The sequence below is a fragment of the Trichocoleus desertorum AS-A10 genome (genome assembly GCF_039962155.1).
Taxonomy (GTDB): Bacteria; Cyanobacteriota; Cyanobacteriia; order FACHB-46; family FACHB-46; genus Trichocoleus.
Window position 1 is genome coordinate 1 of record NZ_JAMPKN010000009.1, and the last position, 22130, is coordinate 22130.

At 48.5% G+C, this 22130-nt stretch carries 27 protein-coding genes; 6 read left to right on the top strand and 21 right to left on the bottom strand.

What is annotated here, in order from left to right; genetic code table 11:
* Positions 1-97: transposase-like zinc-binding domain-containing protein (locus tag NDA01_RS13835; RefSeq protein ID WP_431193408.1), on the bottom strand; the 97-nt coding region annotated here is incomplete at its 3' end.
* Positions 98-381: 284 nt separating this feature from the next.
* Here NDA01_RS13835 and NDA01_RS13840 point away from each other — a divergent pair.
* Positions 382-888 carry a hypothetical protein gene (locus NDA01_RS13840; protein WP_348228386.1) on the top strand — a complete coding sequence of 169 codons (507 nt, stop codon included), beginning with the start codon at positions 382-384 and terminating at the stop codon, positions 886-888.
* Positions 889-924: 36 nt separating this feature from the next.
* On the opposite strand, the gene NDA01_RS13845 is transcribed toward NDA01_RS13840, so the two are convergent.
* Positions 925-2343 carry an ion transporter gene (locus NDA01_RS13845; protein ID WP_348228387.1) on the bottom strand — a complete coding sequence of 473 codons (1419 nt, stop codon included), beginning with the start codon at positions 2341-2343 and terminating at the stop codon, positions 925-927.
* Between the two features lie 24 nt (positions 2344-2367).
* Positions 2368-3711, bottom strand: coding sequence for an ABC transporter substrate-binding protein (locus NDA01_RS13850; RefSeq protein ID WP_348228388.1), 1344 nt, complete (start codon positions 3709-3711; stop codon positions 2368-2370).
* Between the two features lie 118 nt (positions 3712-3829).
* Here NDA01_RS13850 and NDA01_RS13855 point away from each other — a divergent pair, with 118 nt between their 5' ends.
* Positions 3830-4645, top strand: a complete 816-nt coding sequence (locus NDA01_RS13855) for a YebC/PmpR family DNA-binding transcriptional regulator (protein ID WP_348228389.1) — start codon at positions 3830-3832, stop codon at positions 4643-4645.
* Positions 4646-4795: 150 nt separating this feature from the next.
* Here the strand turns inward: NDA01_RS13855 and NDA01_RS13860 are convergent, their stop codons facing one another.
* The 5 genes from NDA01_RS13860 to nagA form a co-directional block, all read right to left on the bottom strand.
* Positions 4796-5176, bottom strand: coding sequence for a DUF423 domain-containing protein (locus NDA01_RS13860; protein ID WP_348228390.1), 381 nt, complete (start codon positions 5174-5176; stop codon positions 4796-4798).
* Positions 5177-5237: 61 nt separating this feature from the next.
* Complete coding sequence (locus tag NDA01_RS13865) at positions 5238-5690, bottom strand: hypothetical protein (RefSeq protein WP_348228391.1); 453 nt, start codon at positions 5688-5690, stop codon at positions 5238-5240.
* 47 nt (positions 5691-5737) lie between these two features.
* Entirely contained in the window at positions 5738-6136 is a 399-nt protein-coding gene (locus NDA01_RS13870; RefSeq protein ID WP_348228392.1) for a hypothetical protein, read from the bottom strand.
* Between the two features lie 82 nt (positions 6137-6218).
* Complete coding sequence (gene bchM, locus NDA01_RS13875) at positions 6219-6905, bottom strand: magnesium protoporphyrin IX methyltransferase (RefSeq protein ID WP_348228393.1); 687 nt, start codon at positions 6903-6905, stop codon at positions 6219-6221.
* A gap of 301 nt (positions 6906-7206) precedes the next feature.
* Positions 7207-8391 carry an N-acetylglucosamine-6-phosphate deacetylase gene (gene nagA, locus NDA01_RS13880; protein WP_348228394.1) on the bottom strand — a complete coding sequence of 395 codons (1185 nt, stop codon included), beginning with the start codon at positions 8389-8391 and terminating at the stop codon, positions 7207-7209.
* Positions 8392-8471: 80 nt separating this feature from the next.
* Between nagA and purE the strand changes: the two genes are divergently transcribed.
* On the top strand, positions 8472-8990 hold the full coding sequence (gene purE, locus NDA01_RS13885) for a 5-(carboxyamino)imidazole ribonucleotide mutase (RefSeq protein ID WP_348228395.1): 519 nt from the start codon (positions 8472-8474) through the stop codon (positions 8988-8990).
* Positions 8991-9034: 44 nt separating this feature from the next.
* Here the strand turns inward: purE and NDA01_RS13890 are convergent, their stop codons facing one another.
* Both NDA01_RS13890 and NDA01_RS13895 read right to left on the bottom strand, forming a co-directional pair.
* A complete protein-coding gene (locus tag NDA01_RS13890; RefSeq protein ID WP_190552831.1) occupies positions 9035-10357 on the bottom strand; it encodes an S-layer homology domain-containing protein in 1323 nt (440 codons plus the stop codon).
* A gap of 404 nt (positions 10358-10761) precedes the next feature.
* Entirely contained in the window at positions 10762-11256 is a 495-nt protein-coding gene (locus tag NDA01_RS13895; RefSeq protein ID WP_348228396.1) for a hypothetical protein, read from the bottom strand.
* Between the two features lie 225 nt (positions 11257-11481).
* On the opposite strand from NDA01_RS13895, the gene NDA01_RS13900 reads away from it, so the two are divergent.
* The gene (locus NDA01_RS13900; protein ID WP_348228397.1) at positions 11482-12216 is read left to right on the top strand and encodes a hypothetical protein; all 735 of its coding nucleotides are present in this window, start codon (positions 11482-11484) and stop codon (positions 12214-12216) included.
* 106 nt (positions 12217-12322) lie between these two features.
* Here NDA01_RS13900 and NDA01_RS13905 read toward each other — a convergent pair whose 3' ends face one another.
* From NDA01_RS13905 to NDA01_RS13925, 5 genes are read right to left on the bottom strand one after another with little or no spacing between them, the layout of a single operon-like run.
* Positions 12323-13069, bottom strand: coding sequence for a sterol desaturase family protein (locus NDA01_RS13905; RefSeq protein ID WP_348228398.1), 747 nt, complete (start codon positions 13067-13069; stop codon positions 12323-12325).
* Positions 13066-13473, bottom strand: a complete 408-nt coding sequence (locus tag NDA01_RS13910; protein ID WP_348228399.1) for a rhodanese-like domain-containing protein — start codon at positions 13471-13473, stop codon at positions 13066-13068. Before NDA01_RS13910 ends, NDA01_RS13905 begins: the two co-directional genes overlap by 4 nt.
* Before the next feature lie 37 nt (positions 13474-13510).
* Positions 13511-14059 carry a rhodanese-like domain-containing protein gene (locus tag NDA01_RS13915; RefSeq protein ID WP_348228400.1) on the bottom strand — a complete coding sequence of 183 codons (549 nt, stop codon included), beginning with the start codon at positions 14057-14059 and terminating at the stop codon, positions 13511-13513.
* Between the two features lie 15 nt (positions 14060-14074).
* Entirely contained in the window at positions 14075-14638 is a 564-nt protein-coding gene (locus NDA01_RS13920) for a type IV pilin-like G/H family protein (protein ID WP_348228401.1), read from the bottom strand.
* Positions 14638-15246, bottom strand: coding sequence for a type IV pilin-like G/H family protein (locus tag NDA01_RS13925; RefSeq protein WP_348228402.1), 609 nt, complete (start codon positions 15244-15246; stop codon positions 14638-14640). Before NDA01_RS13925 ends, NDA01_RS13920 begins: the two co-directional genes overlap by 1 nt.
* A gap of 291 nt (positions 15247-15537) precedes the next feature.
* Here NDA01_RS13925 and NDA01_RS13930 point away from each other — a divergent pair, with 291 nt between their 5' ends.
* A complete protein-coding gene (locus tag NDA01_RS13930) occupies positions 15538-15708 on the top strand; it encodes a hypothetical protein (RefSeq protein ID WP_348228403.1) in 171 nt (56 codons plus the stop codon).
* A 6-nt stretch (positions 15709-15714) separates the two neighbouring features.
* Here NDA01_RS13930 and NDA01_RS13935 read toward each other — a convergent pair whose 3' ends face one another.
* The 3 genes from NDA01_RS13935 to NDA01_RS13945 all read right to left on the bottom strand — a co-directional run bounded on the left by NDA01_RS13935 (position 15715) and on the right by NDA01_RS13945 (position 18716).
* Positions 15715-16635, bottom strand: coding sequence for an ion channel (locus tag NDA01_RS13935; protein WP_348228404.1), 921 nt, complete (start codon positions 16633-16635; stop codon positions 15715-15717).
* 169 nt (positions 16636-16804) lie between these two features.
* Positions 16805-17455 carry a peptidase M15 gene (locus NDA01_RS13940; protein WP_348228405.1) on the bottom strand — a complete coding sequence of 217 codons (651 nt, stop codon included), beginning with the start codon at positions 17453-17455 and terminating at the stop codon, positions 16805-16807.
* Between the two features lie 34 nt (positions 17456-17489).
* Entirely contained in the window at positions 17490-18716 is a 1227-nt protein-coding gene (locus NDA01_RS13945) for a DUF4336 domain-containing protein (protein ID WP_348228406.1), read from the bottom strand.
* 1087 nt (positions 18717-19803) lie between these two features.
* Between NDA01_RS13945 and NDA01_RS13950 the strand changes: the two genes are divergently transcribed.
* Positions 19804-20004 (top strand): hypothetical protein, encoded by a 201-nt coding sequence (locus tag NDA01_RS13950; protein WP_348228407.1) that lies wholly within the window; start codon positions 19804-19806, stop codon positions 20002-20004.
* 213 nt (positions 20005-20217) lie between these two features.
* On the opposite strand, the gene NDA01_RS13955 is transcribed toward NDA01_RS13950, so the two are convergent.
* From NDA01_RS13955 to NDA01_RS13965, 3 genes are all read right to left on the bottom strand, one after another.
* The gene (locus NDA01_RS13955; RefSeq protein WP_348228408.1) at positions 20218-20778 is read right to left on the bottom strand and encodes a Uma2 family endonuclease; all 561 of its coding nucleotides are present in this window, start codon (positions 20776-20778) and stop codon (positions 20218-20220) included.
* A gap of 81 nt (positions 20779-20859) precedes the next feature.
* A complete protein-coding gene (locus NDA01_RS13960; RefSeq protein ID WP_348228409.1) occupies positions 20860-21129 on the bottom strand; it encodes a hypothetical protein in 270 nt (89 codons plus the stop codon).
* Positions 21130-21348: 219 nt separating this feature from the next.
* Positions 21349-21714, bottom strand: a complete 366-nt coding sequence (locus tag NDA01_RS13965; RefSeq protein WP_348228410.1) for a Lin0512 family protein — start codon at positions 21712-21714, stop codon at positions 21349-21351.
* Positions 21715-22130: the final 416 nt, after the last annotated feature.

The window sequence follows — 22130 nt, forward strand, 5'->3', positions numbered from 1 at the left end:
GAAATTGGCGACCACACTGCTTGCACTGATAGCACTGTCTGCCGCGACGGTGACCGTTTTTAGCCGTGTGAGTGGAGTGACATTGAGGACATTTCATACCTTCATTGTGCCAAAGTCAGCATTACTTTTTCAGCAACGCCAAGAAATGAAGCAGAACCAGATTTGTTTTTTAATAGTCTAGACACCTAACATGTCACGGCAGCGGACGCTAAGAGATCGTTAGTGCTAAGTTCAAGGTTTTCTGCCGCCGCTGTGTTTTGCCGTTAAATATCTCCCTTTGGTTAATTAAAACATGTCCCCTCAGAAAGCTATCTTGGCTTACTTAGATATTGAAGCTCGACATCTAAAGAGGTCATGCTGAGGATTAGTACAGAGAGAGCTATGGCAGTTAATACCGGACTAGTTATTACGCTTTTTATTCTAATTACAACCAGTTTAGCGATCGCCTATGGCTTTGGTGTTAAGACTCAACGTCTTCCCTTCTCAGCAGAAATTGGATTTAGTGAACAGCAAGTGTCATTTCTGAGGTGGTGGGTCAAGTTAGCCTTAGTGGTTGGGGTTTTATTGCCGATCGCCTTATGTGTTCAGTCTTGGGGACAAGCTGCCTCCTTGATGTTCTGGGGGAGTTATTTACTGGTCGTTGCGGTGCAGCTAATCTCTGAGCGCGTGTTTAGCCAATGGTTAGTTCCGAGTGTTGTGGTGCCTATTGGCTTTTGTTACACCGCTTTTCGGTTGTGGCAGTTATTAGATGGATTCACCCAGCTATCCTTATCTCATTTGGCGTGGGTTGGCTTCGGTAGCATTGCCCTGTTTTGGACTGCCAACCTGGTGATGTTGATGGCGATCGCAATTCCAACAATTTATACAAGACAGAGCCTTCAAGAATAGAATGGTTGGCTCAGGAAATGAGGTCTACGTTTTGGATTAGTCTAGTTGGGGTTGCGATCGCGCAATCACAATTAAGTTGTCTCCGAGTTTGAGCGGTTCGGTTTTGGGAGGATTTACCAAAGTCTTGCGTCGTCCCTCTACCTTTTGTTCTACTGCCACTAGAATGGCATCAAACTCATCTTTTAATCGTTCTGATGCGGCCCAAAAGGTCATTCCTCGCCAGGATTCTGGAGCTGAGATTTTATAGATTTGGTTGCCGATCTGTACGGTTAACAGCTCAGACATCATATCCACCGAGCCTTTGTTACGGGCGGATGTAGCGATCAGGTGACTCGCCAGTTCATCGGCTACAATCACATCTTCCACGCCTGCAACTCGCAGTTGCACACTGTTTTTGCGATCGAGCAGTTGAGCACAGGTGTAGATCCCTGGTTGCAATTTCTCGATTGTCAATGCTGCCAATACCGTCCGGGCATCTCGGTCTTGGTCACTACGGGGATGGGTGGCATCGGCCAGGAGGATGGCGCGGGAGGCATGATAAATCCCCACATTTTCCAAGACATCAATGGTGGTGTAGTCACCCCTATAAAAATGAATGAGGGAGCGATCGATGCGTTTGAGATCTCGTTCTGGTGTTTCACCGAATTCCGCCACCACTACGATTGGTCGGTGGCGCATGGCTGGATCAGCTTGCAGTTCCTCAATCAGCAAAGAACCGCTACGATTCCAGCCACAAATCACGATATGCTTTCGCAGTTCATCGAGTTCCAAGTATTTTGCCTCTATCACGTTTCTCAAGCGCTGCACCATAACGGCTGAGATTACACCTGTAAGCACCGCAAACAGTGTTAACCCGCCAATCATCACGATTAGAGTCACCAAACGCCCAGCATTAGTGGTTGGTTCTCCGCCAATCGGTTCTCCCGAAACCAAGGTGAAGAAACTCCACCAAAGTGCATCTTCCAAGGAATTAAAGGCTGGGTTTTGGCTCCCCTCCAGCAGATAGATCGCCAGTGCCCCGACCAGCACAATTAGCCCTACGATGCTCAGCAGACCGAGTTGTGCCCCTAAGCTCACGTTTGATCTAGCTGAGACGCGGTGCAAGTTGCGGTTTATGAGAATGCCAACTCGTAGCAAACGTAGCAGCCGTAGGAGGCGTAAAATTTGCAGAGTTGGCGGAAAGGGAATTACCGCAATGATGTCGAGCCAGTAGTTGCGCCAGAAGCGCTGTTTGTTGCGGGCAATGTAGTAGCGAATCGCCAGCTCAACAATAAAAACCAGCGTGAGCAGCTCTTCTAAATAACGCACTAGATGGTATTTAGATCCTGGATCTTCTACGACAATCCCAGTCACTACCAACAGCACGGAGAGCAAAATCAGCAACGCCAAGCCGATTTCCGTTTGGGGAGCGTGGATAAAGCGATCGAGACGGGATTTAAAACTCCGTGGCGGCATGTTGGCGGGTTGGAATAGTTAGATTTAGTGAAAAATTAAACTGAGACGACGCTGAGCTTCGGTTAAGGCTGTTTCGGGGGTACCCTTCCCTAGTAAAACCGCTTCGATCGCCCGTCCCAACTGTTCAGAAACGCGATTGTACCCGAAAAAAATTGGTCGCGATCGCCCGTAGGGAGCTTGTTCTAAGAATACTCTGACCGCAGGCTGTTGCGAGATAAACTGCTGATAGGTAGGATCCTGACGAGCCTTGAGATTGGTGGGTAAATAGCCTGTTCCTAAAGCCCATTGCGTTTGAAATTCCTCGCTCAACACATATTCCGCAAACGTCAACGCAGCTTGTTCTCGCTCTGGGGTGCTTTTGAAGAAAAACAGATTCTCCCCACCACTCGCCGTAGCCCGTCCAGCCTCCGTGGGAATGGGAATTACGCCAAAATCAACTCCGGTTGCTTGCAGTTGGCCTAGAGTCCAAGGGCCAGAGAGTTGCATCGCGACTTTGCCCGCAAGAAAACCATCGAGTTCATAGCCGCGTTCCGGTAGGGATAAGACTGCTGAGCCATCGTCTAGCAAGTCTCTCCAGAGTTGCAAAGCCGCGATCGCCCCTGAGTTTGCCAGATTCACCGCAGCAGGATTGGCTTCACCCGCATCCGTAAGTTCTCCCCCACCACTCCACATAAACGGCAACCAGTTAAACACCGTCCACTCACCTTTGCCCAGAGGGAGAAGAATCCCGTGTTGGTCAATCCGGCGATCGCCATCGGTATCACGGGTTAAAGTCTGCGCTACCTGCCGTAACTCTTCCCATGTTTGAGGCAGTTGGGTAATGCCAGCGGCTTGAAACAAACTGGGTCGATAAAAGATGCCGACATTGTTGGTGCCAAAGGGAATCGACCAAAGATGGTTTTCCAACTCCATCGTTTCAAATAAAGTAGGCGCAATTTGCTCACGCAGAGGAGACTGATCCAACCACTGCTCTAGAGGCCGCACCGCTCCCAACTCTACCAACTGCCCGGTAATCATCGGTGCAAACCAGAGCATGTCAGGCGCAGAATTCCCCACCACAGCCGCGAGAATCTTGGGCATCTGCTCATCCGGTTGCCCGACGTAAATTGAGTCAACCTGGATATCCATGTGAGTTTGATTAAAGCGATCGAGTAATTTCTGCAACACATCACGATTTGGCGGTGGATTCACCCCTTGCCACAATGTCAGATGTGTCACCTGAGGAGAGTTAGGAGCGGCGATCGCAGGTGTAGGTTTCCAGTCAAACCACCCCAATACACTCAGAAGTAGGAGCACAATCACGGCGGCATTTCTCATCCATGCCAATTGCCAGCATCCCCGTAAGCACTGCCTCCACACTCTACCCATAGCTTTTTGATGTTGCGATCGCTCAACCTAACTAATGTAGTGGATGCGAAGCCTCTGCTAACATCGATGCTAGTCAATTCAATTGCAGTTTTAACGGTTTCAGTCTGACCTCACCTTTATGGCAGGACATAGTAAGTGGGCCAATATCAAGCGCCAAAAAGCCAGAGTCGATGCAGTGAAAGGCAAAGTCTTCACTAAAATCTCGCGAGAGATTATTGTAGCAGCCCGAAGCGGCGTGCCTGACCCCAACGGCAATTTCCAGCTCCGTACCGCGATCGAGAAAGCCAAAGCCGCCGGAATCCCCAACGACAACATTGACCGGGCGATCGCCAAAGGAGCAGGCAAACTTGGCCCCGACAACGCCGCCTTAGAGTCAATTCGCTATGAAGGCTATGGCCCTGGAGGTGTGGCAGTGCTGATCGAAGCTCTGACCGATAACCGCAACCGCACCGCTGCCGACATGCGCGAAGCCTTCAGCAAAAACGGCGGCAACCTGGGTGAAACCGGATGCGTCAGTTGGATGTTTGACCAAAAAGGGGTAGTCACCATTACTGCTGCCCCCGCTGAGGAAGGACGGAAACGTAATCGCAACGCCACCAGTAGCCAAATTGATGAAGATGCCTTGCTAGAAGCGTCTCTCGAAGGTGGAGCCGAATTCTACGAGCTAACCCAAGTGGATGAAGCTGAAGGGGCAGAAGTATTCACTGAAGTCGCCAACTTGGAAAACCTCAGTCAAGTCCTCAAAGACAAGGGCTACCACGTTCAACAAGCCGAACTGCGCTGGATTCCCAACAACACAATGGAAGTCACCGACCCTGACCAAGCGCGATCGCTCCTGAAACTCATGGATGCCCTGGAAGACTCCGACGATGTCCAAAACGTCACCGCCAACTTCGAGATGGCAGAGGATCTGATGTCACTGACAATGGCTTGAGACCTCTCCCCCAGCCCTTGCCTTGTAGGAGAGGGGAGATAAGGCAATCTCGAAGCCCTCACACTTAAATTCGTTTGGAGGGGGTCTGGGGGACGCAACCGTCCCTCAGCGGGAGTTTGAGGGCAGGTGCCCTCAAGTCTTGGTTTCCATCTAAAACTTAGAACTCCTAGCTGCCGCTGCCACACAACCCCAACCAATCAAAAACGCCACACCCCCAAGGGGAGTAATCGCGCCCAGCCACTTTATTCCTGAAAGACTCAACGCATACAAACTGCCCGAAAACAGCACAATCCCTGCCAAAAACGCATATCCTGCTGTGTTTAACAAAGCGGAGGGAATCGCCACCTGAGTCAGCAACACCGCCACCAGCAACAAAGCCAGAGCGTGGTACATCTGGTAGCGTGAAGCCGTTTCAAAAATCTCTAAAGCCCGATCGCTCAACTTATCCCGCAAAGCATGAGAAGCAAACGCCCCAGCCGCCACCGCTAAACCTGCTAAAATTGCCGCGATCGCCAAAAAAATGCGAACCATGCCCATCCCTCAAAACACATCTACGCTTCATGCTAGCGAGCCTAGCTCACTGAAGCGATCGCTAGTTCTCGGAGTTGAGTGGAGCTGAGGCAGGCTCGAACAAATTCACGGCTTTCAGGTCAAACTCATAAGCAATACTGCCGCGATCGGTGACATCAAACGTAGCGCCAAATTCTCTCGCTTTGGCATCTAAATACTGTTTCGCATCCGCTCCAGAGAGTTTGGCTTCCATTGCTAACTCTAGAACGGTGACAGCGCCATTGCCTTGCTTGAGCAGATGATAAAAGATGGCTTGCAAGCGATCGCGCTGTTCTTTTTCTTGTTGGCGATAAAGACCGTAAGCTAACCAAACGCCCCAGGCAGTGACGGGGATGCCACCTACCAAACAACCGATCGCCTGATCTCTGTCTTCCTGAGAAGCGTTTTGGTCAGGCAGCACCGAGACAGGGACGATCAGAAACAAAAATCCCCAAGTGAGCAGAAACCCTGAAGCTAGTTTCCTGAACAGTTTCATGTCAATGCGCTGCCCTCATCCCATGCATCAAAACTATAGGTGATCGGCTAAAACGTGAAGCGATAGGTAATGTCTCCCTGTTCGTTGACATCATAACTGGCGTTAAATTCTTTAGCTTTTTCTTCCAAATATTGCTTGGCTTCAGCACCCGATAAATCTGCTTCTTTGGCAAATCGCAGAACTGTAATTTTGCCACCATTGGCTTCTACGAGCTGATAGAAAGCGTCTTGCAAGCGATCGAGCTTTTCGGCTTGGCTCTTTTGGGTCAAATCCCAGATAAACCAACTCCCCAGGCCCAAGCTGGGAAGGCCAAAGAGAACTAGGATAGTGGCTGAGCCTTCCTTGGTAGGAGAATTTTTGTTGAGGAGATCGGCAGTTGTCAGAATGACGATTGCTAAACCAAAGGGCAGCAAAATACCAGCAGCAATTTTTTTAACCAGCTTCATAGTTTTGATTGGGCGATCGAGCTAGCCGAGATTCTAGCCTGTTGCGATCGCCCTTGCCTGTGACTTTATCGAATTTTGAAGCTTATTTTTTCACAGCTTCGAGGAGGCGGGAAAAGTAGAAGCGGGTTTTGGTCATGGCGTTGCGCTCAATTTTCCAGCCATTGGCTTCCAGGATTTTCACTACGTCTGCTTCTCGGTGCAGGTAGGCGCGAGTGGCTTTGCTGGGACCAGGAAAAAAGTCGCCAATTTTCTTGAGTAGGCTGTAGGCGAGGGTCTTGGGGGCAAAGCTGAGAATCAACCGCGATTCTGCCAGGGAACTGAGATGCGCGATCATATCAGCGGCTTTGTCTTGTGGATAGTGGATCAACACGTCGAGGCAAATGACGGTGTGATAGCTACCCGTGAGGCTTTCGAGGTCTTGAACACTAAAGGTAGGGTTGGTGTTTTGGCCAAGTTCGGTGGCAGCGCGCTCTTTGGCTTCTTCGACCATTTTTTCGGAGATGTCGCTGCTGAAGACTTTAGCGCCTGCTTCAGCTAGAGGGATACTGAGGCTACCCACACCACAGCCTGCGTCGCAAACGGTAATTTGGGAAAGGTTGTCGTCGGCTTTAAGCCAGCCCAAGACGTGATCAATGGTCTGTTGATGCCCAATGCGAATGTCGAGCTGGACTTTGTTAACTTCTCCATCGCCGTAAATGCGTCGCCAGCGGTCAAATCCGGTTGCGTTGAAGTACTCCCGGACTACGGTTTTATCATCCACCACGTTCATAAATTTGGTTCTATTTACTGGGTTTCAACAGACTACAGTTCTCAATCCTATGATGATTTGTTCTTAGCGCGATAGTTTTGGTGGGGCGATCGCATCTTTAGCGGTGGGTTTGAGAATCTTTGAGAATCCGAGCCTTGAGGGCACCAGCCCACAAACTCCCGCTGAGGGACGGCTGCGTCCCCCAGACCCCCTCCAGACGAGTTGAACTGTTAGAGTTTCGAGATTGAGGTTGCTCTCCTCTCTAATTCTCCCCTTCCCATCCCTTCGGGGAAGCAAGTTACAGCAGGGAAGGGGCTGGGGGTTAGGTCATTTCCAGTCTCTGCCACGAAAGAGTTTGAGATTCAGAATCGATCGACCAGCGCAGTAAGTTGCTAGCGGGCTGACCTTGGTAGAGACCATGAGCCTCTGCTGACTGGTTCCACAATCCGATCGCGCGTCTGGGTGCGGTGGTGGCTAGGGCGATCGCTTGTTCTACACTGCAAATGCCCCATTTCACCAAATTTTGTACGCCAACTAACAAGGGCAAGGTTGTTCCAGATAGGGTCCCGTTGAGAAGTCTTGCGGTGCCGTGTTTTACCTCAATTTTGCGGGTGTCCCAAGGGTAAATGCCATCCGGTAGACCCAGTGGAGCCAAGGCATCACTGACCAGGAATAAGCCTTGGTCGTAGTGGCTGGCTCTTAGCAAGAGGTCGAGCATGATCGGGGAGACATGTTGGCCATCGGCAATGAAGCCACATTGCACCTTGAGGTCAGCGATCGCAGCTCCTAGCAGTCCGGGTTCGCGGTGGTGCAGGCTGGGCATGGCGTTGAAGGCGTGGGTGACCATTGTGGCTCCCTGGGCGAAGGCTTGTTGGGCTTGGGCAACGGTGGCTTGGGAGTGGCCGAGGCTGATGGTGATGCCGAGGGAGCGCAGGTAGGCGATCGCGGCTCCGGTGGGGTCGAGTTCGGGGGCGAGGGTGATGACTTTGACGATATGGGTGTAGTCACCTAATACTCGTTTGATTTGCTCGACGGTGAGGGGCAGTAGGTACTCAGCGGGATGGGCACCACGTTTTTCAGGGTTGAGGAATGGGCCTTCTAAATGAACTCCCAGGATTTGGGCGGCTTTCGTTTGAGAAGGTTGGATCTGCTCGACGAATTGGGCGATGGTGGCGAGCGATCGCTGAATATTCTCCACAGAAGTCGTAACGATGGTGGGGAGAAAACCGTCTACGCCCTGCTGCCAAAGAAACTGGCAAATTTCAGCGAGTTTGTCGAAATGCTCTGGGGCGAGGTCTGGAAAGGCTAACCCCAAGGCTCCGTTAATTTGCAGGTCAACCCCACCGAGAGAAATCCAGTCTGCGCCCACATCTAGCAAGGGTTCGTGAATGAGGATGATGCCTGCTACGGACTGCCCCATTGGTTCGACCCGTTGAATAATGCCGTCTTCGATGTGAATATGTTGGATTCCTAGGTGACCAGGCACCCGCGCCTTGATAATATCCATGTGCTGGATTGAGAGTTGCAATACTGAAACCGCAAGTTCTAACTTAATCCAAAATCCTAAATCTCAAATCCAAAATCTCAATGACTCAACCTTTAGTTGGCATCATCATGGGCAGTGATTCCGATTTGCCCACCATGCAAGCCGCGATCGCCACTTGTGAAGAATTTGGTGTGCCCTGCGAAGTCGGCATTGTCTCTGCTCACCGCACCCCAGAACGCATGGTGGAATATGCCCAGCAAGCCCATACACGCGGCATCAAAGTGATCATCGCTGGAGCGGGAGGAGCGGCTCACTTACCAGGAATGGTCGCCTCACTCACTCCCTTACCTGTAATCGGGGTTCCTGTGGCTACCCGAAATCTCCAAGGCGTAGATTCGCTCTACTCAATTGTGCAAATGCCCGCTGGAATCCCCGTTGCCACTGTTGCGATCGGTAATGCCAAAAATGCGGGATTATTGGCAGTCCAAATCCTCGCCACTTCCAATCCCACGCTGCTAGAGCAAGTCCAACAATATCGTCAATCTCTCAAGGATATGGTAATGGAGAAACAAGCCAAGTTGGATCAAATAGGTTATCAACAGTATCTAAAGGAGATGTAAGAACCTCTCCCCTTCCCTAGTAGGGAAGGGGTAGGGGGTTAGGTCTAACTCGCGATCGCGCTTAGATAAAAATCAGAGCCAAACGTGAGTGGTAGATCCGTTTCTGGATCAATAATCACCAACTGATTTTGAGTGTTAGTTGTTGGGGTGGTGCCAGGAGTTCTCCCCGTCAAAATCGTCGTGAGGATATCTGCTGGTTTCACCGATCTTCCTAAAACGGTATCGGCGATCGTCCGAGCAGCTGCGGTAATTGCGGTATCCTCTAAGCTTTGGCGCTTCGCCTCCTCAGGTGCTTTAGCGGTCACTAAAGGAGAGGTGACATTGAGATTGTTGTAGGTTTGGGTACCGACCAACAAACGCTGCGCCACAAACTGCGTACCTAGGAATGTAGAGCCGCTATAACGAGGAATTAGCTGACCTTCCAGACGACTGTTCGCTGGAACGAGCACCTTACCCTGAGAGTTTTTAATATCACTAGCGGTGGTTACTGTCATATTGATGCTTTCGCCTGGAGCCACCACCACTTTGTCTGAGGCTTCATACTTGACGTTGACTTTAGTGCCTTGAGCGATGCGTAACTCTGGGTTTTGGGTAGTTTGGGTGCCAGTGCTAGGAGGTTGGCCGCCAGTGTTAGCATTGGTACCAGAGGTGTTGCTCTTGACGATATAGCGATTCACATCGATCTGAGTCGCCAATGGTTGGAGTCGGCCTGATTTAACTAAAGCCTGATAAACAAAGGCGGCAACTTCGGCTCTGGTTGCTACATCATTCGGATTGAGGTAACTGACATTAGGATAGTTGACCACAATGTTGTCTTCGGTGGCTGCTGCAACTCCTTCTGTAGCATAGGTCGGAATTTGCCGCGCATCTGCATACACACCGAGAGTACTAGCCGTAGCTTGGTCTGCTTTCAGGGTGAGGCCGCTGGATAAGGAGACTAACACCTGCACCCGTGGAATCTGCTCGTCAGGACGGAACTGGTTGTTGGGATAACCGGAGAGAAAACCTGTTTCGTATGCTGCATCGATCGCGCTAGCTGCCCAATAGTTACTGGAGACATCGGCAAAGCCACGAGAGCTACGAATTCGATCCTTGTTAAACGCCTTCCGGACGATCGCAGCAAATTGGGCGCGGGTTACTGCCTGGTTTGGCTTGTAGGTGCCATCAGGGAATCCAGTAATGATGTTTTCATCTGCGAGTTTTTCAATAAAGGGACGTGCCCAATGATCGCGTACATCGGAGAGTTCAGCCGCACTCGCCGGGGCTGTCATGACAATGGGTGCCACTACAGGCGCAGCTACAACCGTTGTTAATCCCAAAGCCAGTAGTGCTGTACTTTTTGCAGTCCAGCGAGAGAAACCAGTCATCACCATCCACCTCATGAATTCTTTTTTGCTATGTCTGCCTGAAGGTTATCTTTTTTCTCGCCTCAGACGTTACTATCCGATGGAGTAATATTGACCTTCTCAGCAGGAATGCTCATTCAATCGCCCATCATCTAGTAGCGATCGCGACCCATCCACTTACTTAGAAGCATAATTAACTTCTGAGTTCCCAGCTCAATTTATGATCGCTCTTTGGATATAGGAAGAGGGGCGATCGCCCTTTTAATCAGGCAAGAAAAACTGGTCAGGCAAGGAACACTGGCTTTATGTATCTAAGGTGTAGTGGAAAAGAGAGTTGCTCAAATTTAAGAAAGCACTGCTGAGCGACTAAAGGTTTGGATGGAAGAATACTTAAGCTTAACTGAGCAAGATCACCTGGCAAGTAATTATTCTTCATCGAATATAGAATCACTCAACTTTCGAATTGACCAATCGTTGAACTCTATCCACATTCTCCGTCTATCTTCCTCCGATGGAAAAATCTGAGAGGAAATGAAGTCATAAGGAGAATTCTGAACTTGTTCTAACATTTCCTCAATGCTGATGACTAAGTAGTCCTCTAAGCTGGCACAACAAAAACAGTCACCTGGATCAAGAATTTCGAATGCTTCCTCACTATTGGGTAGTTCTACCGCGGGTTCTTCGAGCGTCCCTGAATAACCTTGAATTTCCCATTCTTGCGACGTTTTATTGGAAGAAGGAAACGCTACATATCTATAATCAACACAAGCTGCATAAGCAGCAGTCATTAAGGCTGAGTCTTTCTCAAGAGTTTCAATGAAAATAGGAAGATATGAAGTTGTAGCCTCACAGCCGTCATCCCATTCCCCATAAAAATCCTGACCAGTTGTATAGGGAATCAAAACAACTAAGCCATTCATAAGCACGTTTCCTACTGGGACTAAGCTAATATTCCCTTTACATCAGAAAAGCTAGACTTTATTTGCAACTGGCGTAAGGGGCGCAGCGCTTCAGAAGCCCACTAAAGCACTAAGCCTTGACGTCTACTAATAGTTAAGGTTTGATGACTTGTGTTTCAAGCTAAGCCCTAGAAAAATTTTTCTTGGTAGACTTTCCCATGAGGAGTATTTTGTCTAGCATAAAAAATGAATTACAAAAACCTAAAAAGAATCAGCTGTGCCCTACTGTTTGCCGCTACCGTCAACACCGGGACAGGACTGGGAGCGGCTGCCAGCTCGGCGATCGCAGACCAAAATCCAGACCAGCAGACTGCTCAACTTCTAGCCCAAGCTCAGAGTCCCGCTCCTAGCCCCGCTCCTGCTGCTCCAGCCGCAACCACCACTCTCAGCGAAAGAACTGATTACATTGGTACCTGTCGTGGCACCACCGCAGCGGTCAATATCTATGAAGATACCCAACTTACTCGCAGAGTAGGGACTGTAGCGGCTAGAAGCAGCGTCACCCTCACAGGAATACTGGGTAATGGCATTGCTCAAATCAGAACCCCTAGCGTTGGCTGGATTCAAACCACCAACCTCGTCACCAACTGTACAGGCGGCAATCCAGGTGACAATCCTGGCAACGTCCAGCGGGGAGAATGCCGCAGATTGCGCGATCCAGATGTGGATGGTGCAGGATATGAGTCTCTACGCTTCGGTTTAAGAGCATATGACAACCCCGGCACTACGCCTCAAACTTATCAAGGCAGCTCTGACGGGCCTGCCAAGGGAGCCAGAATCTTCCTCACCAAACCCAGCCAAACCAATGGCAAGTGGATTCGAGTCTTCTACACCAGCGTGTCTGGTCGCGAGCGTCTCGGTTGGATTTCTGGTGGTACAGGCACAACCAATAACTTAGCTAATTGCCCTGCCAACCGTTAATTAGACTCGATAAGTTGAGGTAGGTTTTGCCTACTGCAATTAGAAGCAAATGAAACGAGGCGATCGCTCTATACAAAACAGAGAGCGATCGCTTTTCTTTAGATAATCAAAAGGGCAAGACTAACAACCGCAAGAGCGTGAATTCTTGATTAACCCCAGGTATTCCTAGCTTGATTGCCTCTGGCACCGCTGGATATTGAACCGAGCAAAAAAGGATATCCCAGATAGCCAACAAACTGGCATAGTTAGAATGCATCCCACTCAGCAAACGAGCGTGATGTGCGCGATGATAGTTGGGAGTCACAATTACATAGCTTAAAGCGCGGTCTAAGGGCAAAGGCAAAGCCCAATTGCTGTGATGGAAAATTAGCTCAGCCGCAAAGCTCACTTCGTAAATCAACAGATGGGTTGGCGTAATGCCAAATAGCCAAATTAGGCATAGTTTTGGCATATTGGATAACAGTACTTCGAGCGCGTGAAAACGATACGCGGTGGAAGTGTTCATGGCGCGATCGCTGTGATGAACTTGGTGTAACCGCCATCCCCAGGCGGAGTTGTGCATCAAACGATGCCAAGCATACATATAGGCGTCTAGCAGCAGAAAGGAGAGAATAAACCGGAGCCAAGGCCAAGGAATTGCTGGCAAATAGCCTTGCCAAGCCGTTTGCTGCCAAATCCAGCTCAATCCCGCGATTACCGTCAAACTAGTTAATCCTGTGTTGAGTAATCCCAGCGCTAAGTTGATGGTGACTCGGCGGAGAAATGCTTGTTTAAATTGAAAAAAAGGAAATAGATTTTCTAAACTGCCAAATATAAATAAACTGCCAAGGATTACCAACAGCTTCCAATTCATGGAGAGATGCCTGACTCTGCTTGAGCGTAAGTTGACTGAGCGAAGTGATGCCAAGCGCGGATGCCACCCCGCAGATTCAGACCAGAGATTCCCGCTGACTTTAAAGCATGCAAGGCTTTTTGCGATCGCTTTCCCACGGTGCAGTAAGCAATGAGGTGCCGCTCCTTCAGAACAAGTTGAATTTGCTCAATTCCTTTTCCCTGTTCAATCTCGCTTAAGGGCATCAGAATTGCATGAGGGATATGGTCTTGTTCGTACTCTAGCGGGTTACGAACATCAATCAGCAAAAAATAATCACTGTGGTTTTGAATAAAATCATGCAGTTCTTTAGCACTGATTTGGGTTGAAAATAGATCAAAAAAAGAGAAAGCTTTAGAAAATTGAGTCAGTTTTGAATTAATCATAAAACTGTTGAAATGATGGTTCGCTGAGGATGTTGGTTTATATCTCTGACATACTTGGGTCGATCTGCTTGCGCCAAGCCCTAATACCCCCCTTCACACTACTGCCCTGAATTTCTGCCTTTCGTAAAAGTTCTAAAGCTTTATTGGATCGTTGCCCAGCGGTGCAATAAGTAATCACCTGATGTCCTATGGCTAGAGCTTTGATTTTAGCAATGCCACTACCTTGCTCAATCTCAGCGATCGGAATAGAGACAGCCCCCGGAAGGTGGACATCGCCATATTCCTCAGGAGTCCGCACATCGATCAAGACAAAGTTTTTGGCCTTGCTGTCAATTAACTGCTTTAGTGCTTGGACGCTAACTTGTGGTGCTTCAGCCGCTCGAATCGAGTCCCCAATTAAAGGAAGATGGGAGAGCGAACCTAGTGGTAGGCCTGCCTGAATCAGTGGTTTTAAGGCATCTGGATGATAAATTATATAAGCCAGAAGACTAACGGCGATCGCACTTGTCCAAAGCCCTATTTTGAGTAGAAAACTGATATTAGAAAGTTGGCGATGATTGGGAGATTGAGTTGGGGCAGTATTCATGATGATCAGCTTTTCCTAATACTTGGGGCCAGAAATATCTTTTGTACCCTTGCCACAAGCCAAAACTCCTTTCTGATAGGTCGGTAGAGCGAGACGCCCTCTATTTGGAGAATTAGACTCGCATAGAATTCCAACCGTGGCAGCCTCACCATTTTTCTTTTTGGGGGTAACATATACAGCACCCACATAGTTATTGAGGCTCTGATTGCTAGGCTTTTCTGGACTGCGATCAGCGATCGCGTAAGTCAAGATAGCATTTTGCTTCCTGTTGCTAAAGAAGAAGAATCTTTTGGAAGTCTGGTTGTCGGTTCCTAAGCCCAGATCAGCAGTTTTAGAGGCAAAAGTCTGGTTCTCTAAGTAGTAGGCTTGCTGCGCCCCATTTATTCGGTTAATATACAACCTCGCTTCGGATTCAGGTGAGATACCGCAGCCACCTTTCGGCGGTTGAAAACTAGGTAAGGCGATCGCGCCTAAAGCTCCTACTAACACCAACAATCCCAGCAGGCTCCAACCACTAAAGCCCCTATCTTTACTTTGGGCAATCAGAAATTGCAGCAGCAAAACTTGTGGAGTTCGCACTATTGAGGCTCCTTTTGGCTATTGAAAATTTCTCTGGTGTCGTTGCCACATGCCAAGACACCTGCTTGGTAAGTGGGTTGAGTAGGGCGAATCATGCCAGGGACAGTGGCTTCGCAAACAATGGCAACAAATTTTGTCTCTTTAGGAGTCGCTCTGGCAGGCAAAGGAGCTAGAAGTACAGCACCTACGTAGCTTTTGGGTCTATTCCTCGTACGTTGCTCCCAACGGAAGGGACCAAACTGTTGTTGTCGGTAAACGTAGTTACGTCGAGCTAAACCATAATTAAATACAACTTTGCTCGTAGCCAAAGTGGAGTATGTAAAATTGTTGGTCTGTTGAGACATCCCTAGCCCTAGCGTGGGCACATCTCTCGAAAAACGATTATTGTCCAGATAGTAAGCTTGTTGAGCGCGGTTCAACGCACCGACGAATTGTTTGGCTTCTGCATTCACTGCTTTACCACCGCAGCTGATAACGCTAGGTAAGGCGATCGCAGCCATTGCCCCTAAGATCACCAAGATTACCAATCCTTCCCACAGAGTAAACCCTTGGCTCTGCTGAGCCTGTAGGAAATTCTGTAGCTGTTTGGTTCTGACCTCAGCCCGCATTTGCTTTCTCTATAAAACGTTTTAGCGACTCTAGATTCCAGCTTTATCATGCCCTGCCGAAGTATCAAAAAATACTAGAGTTGCTAAGTAGGATATCAAATTTTACAAATATGAATCCTTTGCAATCTTTGTCGAGGAGGGAGCTGGAGAACTGATAGCCTAGAGGTGGTTTAGGCAACAGTAAGTTGCACTGATGCCCTGAGGAAAGCTACACCTTGGCGAGCGGGTAATCCGTAGATTGAGTTGCCCCAGGCGAAGTAATAATAGAAGTAGAGCTAAGTAAGGCTAAATATGTCCGTCGTCCCTTCTAGTAGTTGTGCCGCTGCTTTAGATCAGCAACAGCAACAAATCCAACAGGCAGAACAGTGTGCTGAAGAAGCGACAGGCGATCGCTGCAAAAATTTGTCTCAGCGTTGCACCGTGGTCGAAAATGGCCGAGTTGTGGTCAAGCCGTTACGGTAAAGGCCATTACGGTAAAGGCAGTACATCATGAAAGTGGTTGTAGTCGATGTAGCGATGCCCATCGGCTGTCTCATGAAAGATATCAACAAAGCAGTAATTCCATAAAATCTCTTGAGCGCTGTAGGTGTGACGCGCATGGATGACTTGAGATACCGTTTCATCAATGCCGCTGAGGGAAACCACCACTGAGGCTCGCATTTGAGCTAGAGACTCGGGTGTAGCTCCATAAAAAGGACTGTATTCATCAATGGGATGGAGCACCGTCCAACTGAGGGTAAAACTGGGAGTACGACTCCTCAGAAGCTTCAATTCGTAAAAACGGCGCATGGCGTGTCCCTCAGCGCTCGTTTCATCCCGCATTAAGTACAGTCGGATTTGGGCTTCCAAAATTTGGTTGCGTCGTTGATTAGCAGCCCTAAATATGAAGGTGGGTACTCCTTCGTAGGGACCAATCACGGCAACATGACTAAAGGAAACCCGCGCTGTAGGTCGTGAAAAACGAGCAAACGCTAACCCTGTCAGGAGGGCAATCCCAACTAAACTGACCATCGCCTCAATGGTGACTAATATGTTGGCATACACTGTCTGGGGATACAGGGCTCCGTAGCCAATGGAGGCGAGAGTTTGCACACTAAAGAAAAAGGCATCCAGAAAAGACCCAGGTTTAGCGTTAGCGATGCTAGCGGGTTGAGCCAGATACAGCAGTGCAAAGACGGCATTAGTGACCACATAGCAGAGAACCGTCAGGGCTAAAAAGCCAGTCCAAGGAATGGTTAGCAGCAGATGGTAAGGCTCTCGCCAGTAAGAATGCCAAACTCCGTTGCCTAAGATGTGAAACTGTCCGTCTCGAATCTTGATCTGTACGACGGGTTGCGATTGCGATCGCCGCTTCGTTCGCCAATTCCGGAAGATCGTTAGCTGCCTCATGACTAATGCTGCTGCCTTTGAGAAACCATTCACGCCAATTGTCTGTGGCCTCTCAAAATTGCACAACCGAATCTCAGATGCAGTTCATGCAACACAATTCGCGCATCACAATTTACTCACGCAGTAATGTGGCTCTAGAGATACCCAAAGGACAGAGACATCAGTTGCCCTAGCTCCGCAGATCTTGAATAAACTCCTCATATGCCTGCAGATGAGAACCTGAAAAATTATCCATCTCCTGATTGGTCAAATAGCCTGTTTTGTCAGTGTGAGGATTTTTCACATAACTGTAGATGTATTTGGTATAGTTAGGATTCTCATGCCAGCTAATGTTGAAAGCTGCGTATTTTGGGAAAAAAGTCATGGAAGCATAAGCTGGGATGTGGTCATGTATCCACCACGCTAAAGCTGTCCAATCTCCTGTGCGTTCGTAGTAAGGGATAAAAGAAGTCACGACAATACAGGTGGTCGCACCCATATACCCCTTGCTGTCTCTGACATCCCAAATATGACCTGCATAGTTTTTTTCATTACTCGCGCAGCTGTATTGGTTCTTGTTCTCGGCTCCTTTAGCATTGACATCAGCGGAACGGTAAGCAGAGCGGATACCAATTCTGCCTAGCTGATCCTGGAGTGGCTCCAGCACTTTCTCGCATAGATTCTTGCCAGCGGCGATCGCCAGTTCTGGATCATTAGGGATATTGGGAATGCCCTCAATTTGTGAGATTTCCGAGTAAAGAAACTCTCGCATAAAAAAACTTTTAGAGAGCCGAACTCGACCCAACTCTTCTAAAGCTTTAACTGTCTGGGGCTGTCTCATGGAAGTCTTTCTACTGAGCGGTACGCTCCAAACCTTATACCTTTTCCTTGGGTGGTGGTGTGATGCTCCCCCGATTCAGCAACTCATCGATTTCTCGCAAGAGGCCAAAATCTTCTTTGGGTAAAGGCCGCCCTTCCGAAAAGTTTTCACCGATAGCAGGATATTTCTCTAAAAAGGAGAAGGCTTGGCGGAACTGACGCGGCCCTGCTGCGACTGGGGCATCTAGGTGGCAGGGGATAACCTGATGAAAGTCCCATTTTGCAACTTGGTCGGCCCACTTAAGAGTAATCTCAGGGGCACGGTTGAGAATCAAAGTTTGTAGCACCGGAGCCACAAACAGACGGCCTCCTCCTCGCAGAGCTTCAAACGATCGCTGCCAATCTTCTTGCCACTGAAAAGGAAATAACCCAAAATACGCCTTTTTTGAGCGATCGGGAGCGTTGCGGGCTTCTCGCCATGCGTCTCCTAGCTTCACGGGTTCTAAAGCACTAGGACGGAAATAGAACGCGAAGAGGGCAATCCGCTTCCATCCTTTACGTCGATTCTCTGCATTGTCCTCCACTACTTCGGAGCCGCTATCTTTAGCATGAAAGAGTAAGGCATAGGGGTCTAGCTGCACGATCGCGGGTGGTTCTTCGGGGACAGACATCACCGAATCAGTGACGAGTAGGGTGCGCGATCGCTTGTGGAAGCAGGCAATTTCGCCAAATGACCCAGCCCCCAGGTCAATGTCTAGAACTGCATAATCTATCTCTTTGGCAAAAGGTGCTTGGCTACTGTCTTCGGGAATGACGTGGGTGCGCTTCATCGGGAACCCTAGCCAACTCAGCGGCAAATTGATCGGGAAGCTCCACTGATGAGGCGCAACGAAAACTTGGGCATTGGGAAAGCGTCTGGCGAAAGGCCCAACAAAAACTTTGTGCTCTAGACCAGAACTCGTGGGCAGGATGATGTATTTCACTTCACCATGTGCTGCCACTAGTTCCTCAACTAGGCGGATACATTCTGGAGTGGGTGCAACTGGCGCATAAACGAGCAGTCCTCCCGCTTCTAGCCTTACGACAGTCATGCGGATGGGCACGATCACATAAAAGACGCCTTGGATCTGGTCGAAGGTCCAAATCGTGTCCTTCACCACCTCTTGGCGGAGTGTGCGCCGCCTGCCAAATGGGTAGAGTGGTACGGCAGGCCAAAACCGCCATGTCCAGTCTTTCGGATTGCTTGTCTCAATCGGTTGTCCTTCCATACCCTGTCCGTTCATCGTGGTTCTATCCACGCCACGACCCCCCATCCCGAAAGCGTACACTACTATTAAGTCTAGCTTTTGGACATTAGAAAATTTTTTAATCTGTATCTTCCGTAAGTATGATTGCTCGGTTCGGTAAGAATAGTGCTTAACTCGAACTGCGTCTCGTACTTAGTCTAGTAATTTCTGCGATCGCTGCTCCACAAATATCCCTTGAGTCAGCTTAGTTAGCCATTCTGGGATCTTAGGCTGACTCAAGGGGGTGAAAAGACGAAAGATTGACTGGGTTCTCCTATCGAAACCTGGTGCCCAGAGTTATTATGCGGAAAACTGTCCACCTAAATGTTTAAAGAAGCTGGGAGGGGGACAAAGTTACCCAAAAGCTAAAGCCATTAAGTCTTCTAACCCCTCAACAGTTAAAGAGATTGATTCCAATTTCGTAGCTTCTTGATTTCATTCTCAACTAATTAAAAGCTAAATCTCTACTGATTCCGTTACTGATATCCCAGGTCTTCTTCCAGTTTTCCTGCAAGCTAGTTGCTTGGAACGTTTGCCCGGACGGAGCCTAAGCTATGGTTGTCCCCCCTCCAGCTCAAGAAGCCAATTATACGTCTATATAATCACCCCATAGAGGATATTAGGTGGAAAGAGTACAGCTAATAAATAGTTGACCCTCAAGGCCTTGGTGGAACCCATTTAAGTTGTTTGTAAGTGTTTAAAGCTTAGCTACCGCGGGCTAATTTGTGAGATGAGACTTAAAAGCCTTTTCTGAAACGTCAATAGCAATTAAGGCTATTATTCTAGATTGAGCACGTTGAGTTTTTTAGGATTTCTACAAGTGTGTATCCTAGCTTTGACTCTCATGTATTTAGTGGGTTGCGAGTTTTTTGCAAAATCTGAAATATTCTTTCTACAGGGTTCTTGCAACTAACTATGGCACTATGGCAACTTTCTAACAGTAGTGCCTTCATCCTCACACCAAGTTAAAGAGAGCCCTAGTTTTGACCTATCTAGCTTTTTCATTAGCACTTGATATATTTTTGTTGCACGGGTCGGAGTTGCGGGAACTCTAGAGTGAAGAGTTGCAAGCAAAATCAAACTCATGAGTAAATACAAGATTAAAGTGCGTTGTACAGGTGCAGACTTTGAGGAAAAAATTAGCCTTTTTGGGTTTCGCGTTGTCCGAAAAGGCTCCATGATGGAGATGGAAGTAGAAGCGCCTGACGAGGAGAGTGCCAAGGATGTTATACGTGGTGCTATAGGTGCTGGTAATAATTTGTTGCTAGATGCTCAAAAACTGTAACCCTTCAGGTTGTGGTATTTAGTCTAAACACTAAGACCAGTTGTGACAGGTTAACACTTTAGCGCAGCGGACGGGCGACAGTTGTTCGCGAGGTTGCAAAGGTTGTCTGTCGCTGCTGGCTTTTGCCGTTATGACACAGCATCTCAATAGAGTTTTAATAGAGATGGCCTAGCAAGCTTACTTGTTAGCGTTCAAAGTTAGTTGGCGATCGCCCTATCCCATCTTTAACCAACTAAATACTTGCTCGGCAGTCAATTGCAACTCAATTCCATCCAAAACAGTTAAAGCATCATGACCGTGGTGTAGTTCTGGTTGTTGATTGGGTAGAAAGACCAGAATCGAGCGATCGCCTGGATCGACCAACCATCCCAACTCGCAACCTTGCTTCAAACAGTGCAAAATGTTCCCTGTCACTCGGTTAGAGCTTTGCTCAGGGGAAAGAACTTCAATCGTCCAAGCGGGAGCTACTAAAACATCATCAACAGGTTCTCCATTCTCATCAAACTTGATTTGCTCCCAACGTAAAACCGCTATATCCGGGACAATCGATCTACCTGCAAAAGTACAGCGTAATTCCGGAAAGGCATAAGCAATTCGCAATTCTTCAGTGACTCGATTAATGGCATCGGTCAGTTTTCCCTGAAGTCGAGAATGGCGCGTCTTCGGCATTGGCTTCTGAATAATTTCGCCATCAATATATTGACTGGCAGGGTTTGTTTCTGGCAAAACCAAAAACTCTTCCAGCGTGATTGATGTCGGCTTCGCAACAGTCATGATTAGTTAGCGTTGCTCAGAGCTATTTGCTCTCAGTTTATCCTAGGTAATCCAGCAAGTTGCGATCGCCCTTACCTTCAATTACTTAAACAGCGTACCAAAGTTAAATTGCAACACACCCAAAATGCTGGTGACGCTGAGAACCGAGAGAATGCTTCCGGCGCTGAAGCAGCTCAGAATACTGCCCACACTCCCGACACTCAAAATACTGCCAGTGCTGCCAATACTTAAAATGCTGCCCGCACTGCCAATGCTCAAGATGCTACCGCTACTGGCAATGCTGAGAATGCTGCGGTGACTGGCCCAGCTTAAAACACTATGGTCTGCAAGCGGCTCATGTTCACCCATCATTTATCTCTTGAAATAGCGTCTGCTTTAGGTATGGGCGGATTCTATCACAGAGCATCAATTTAACTGTGGAATATTAGTGAAGAGAGCGATCGCCTAGAGTTGGAGCCTAGCGATCGTTCTTTGTCATTTTGCTGAACTTGCTAGCAGCCGTTGAGCAAACTTCAGTAGACGGAGTGAGAAACAATAGTTATATAGTGATGTATCTATTTAGACCTAGTTCTACTGGGTTTCAATCAAAACAGTCACGGCAGCGATCGCGACAAACATATCGTCATTTTTGTCATTGAATTGAGGAATGGCGCGACCTTGCACTACCATACCGCCGGACTCAACTTTTAGGCTTTTGCGGCCAAAGGGTAGCACTGCCAGCACTTCCGCTTCCCGCACTTGCTCTGGATAGGGAACCGCCACTTGTACCTCAACAATCATCTCGTTTGGGTCGCTCAGTCCTGCCACTTCCCACACTCCCGGTAACGCATTGTGAGCGATCGCATTGCGTACAGCTCTAGCGGCTGCAACGGTTGGCTCTTGCCCGTGCTGGTCTACTCCCATTCCCATCTCAATCACTAGGCGCTTACGAGTCATACGGCTCTCTCTAAAGGTTCTACAGGTTTCTTCACAGCTTATAGCGATTCTGCCTGTATAGGTGCGTAAGCGTAAAGGAGTGAAATCAGACAAAGCTTTAGCGAAAATTTATATAAGGGATGAATAGCCACAGCTTCGTAAAGTTCAAGCAAACTTTCTTACTTATACGATTGTCAATCATTCCATCTGTAGGATTTACTAAATCGAGACTTTGCTAAAGTTTTATTCCCGTACAAATACTTAAACAAGCTACAGGAAGCAATGGTTGGGTAGCGGTCCAGCTACTCAGAATAGGGTGCTCTAGAAATAGTTGAGAAGTTGGTGTTTAGAATATAGCCGTTGATTCGTTCTGAATGCAGCGCCTCTAAACAGATAACGGTAGGACGCTGACAGTTGAGTGACTGTGGCTCGGAGAT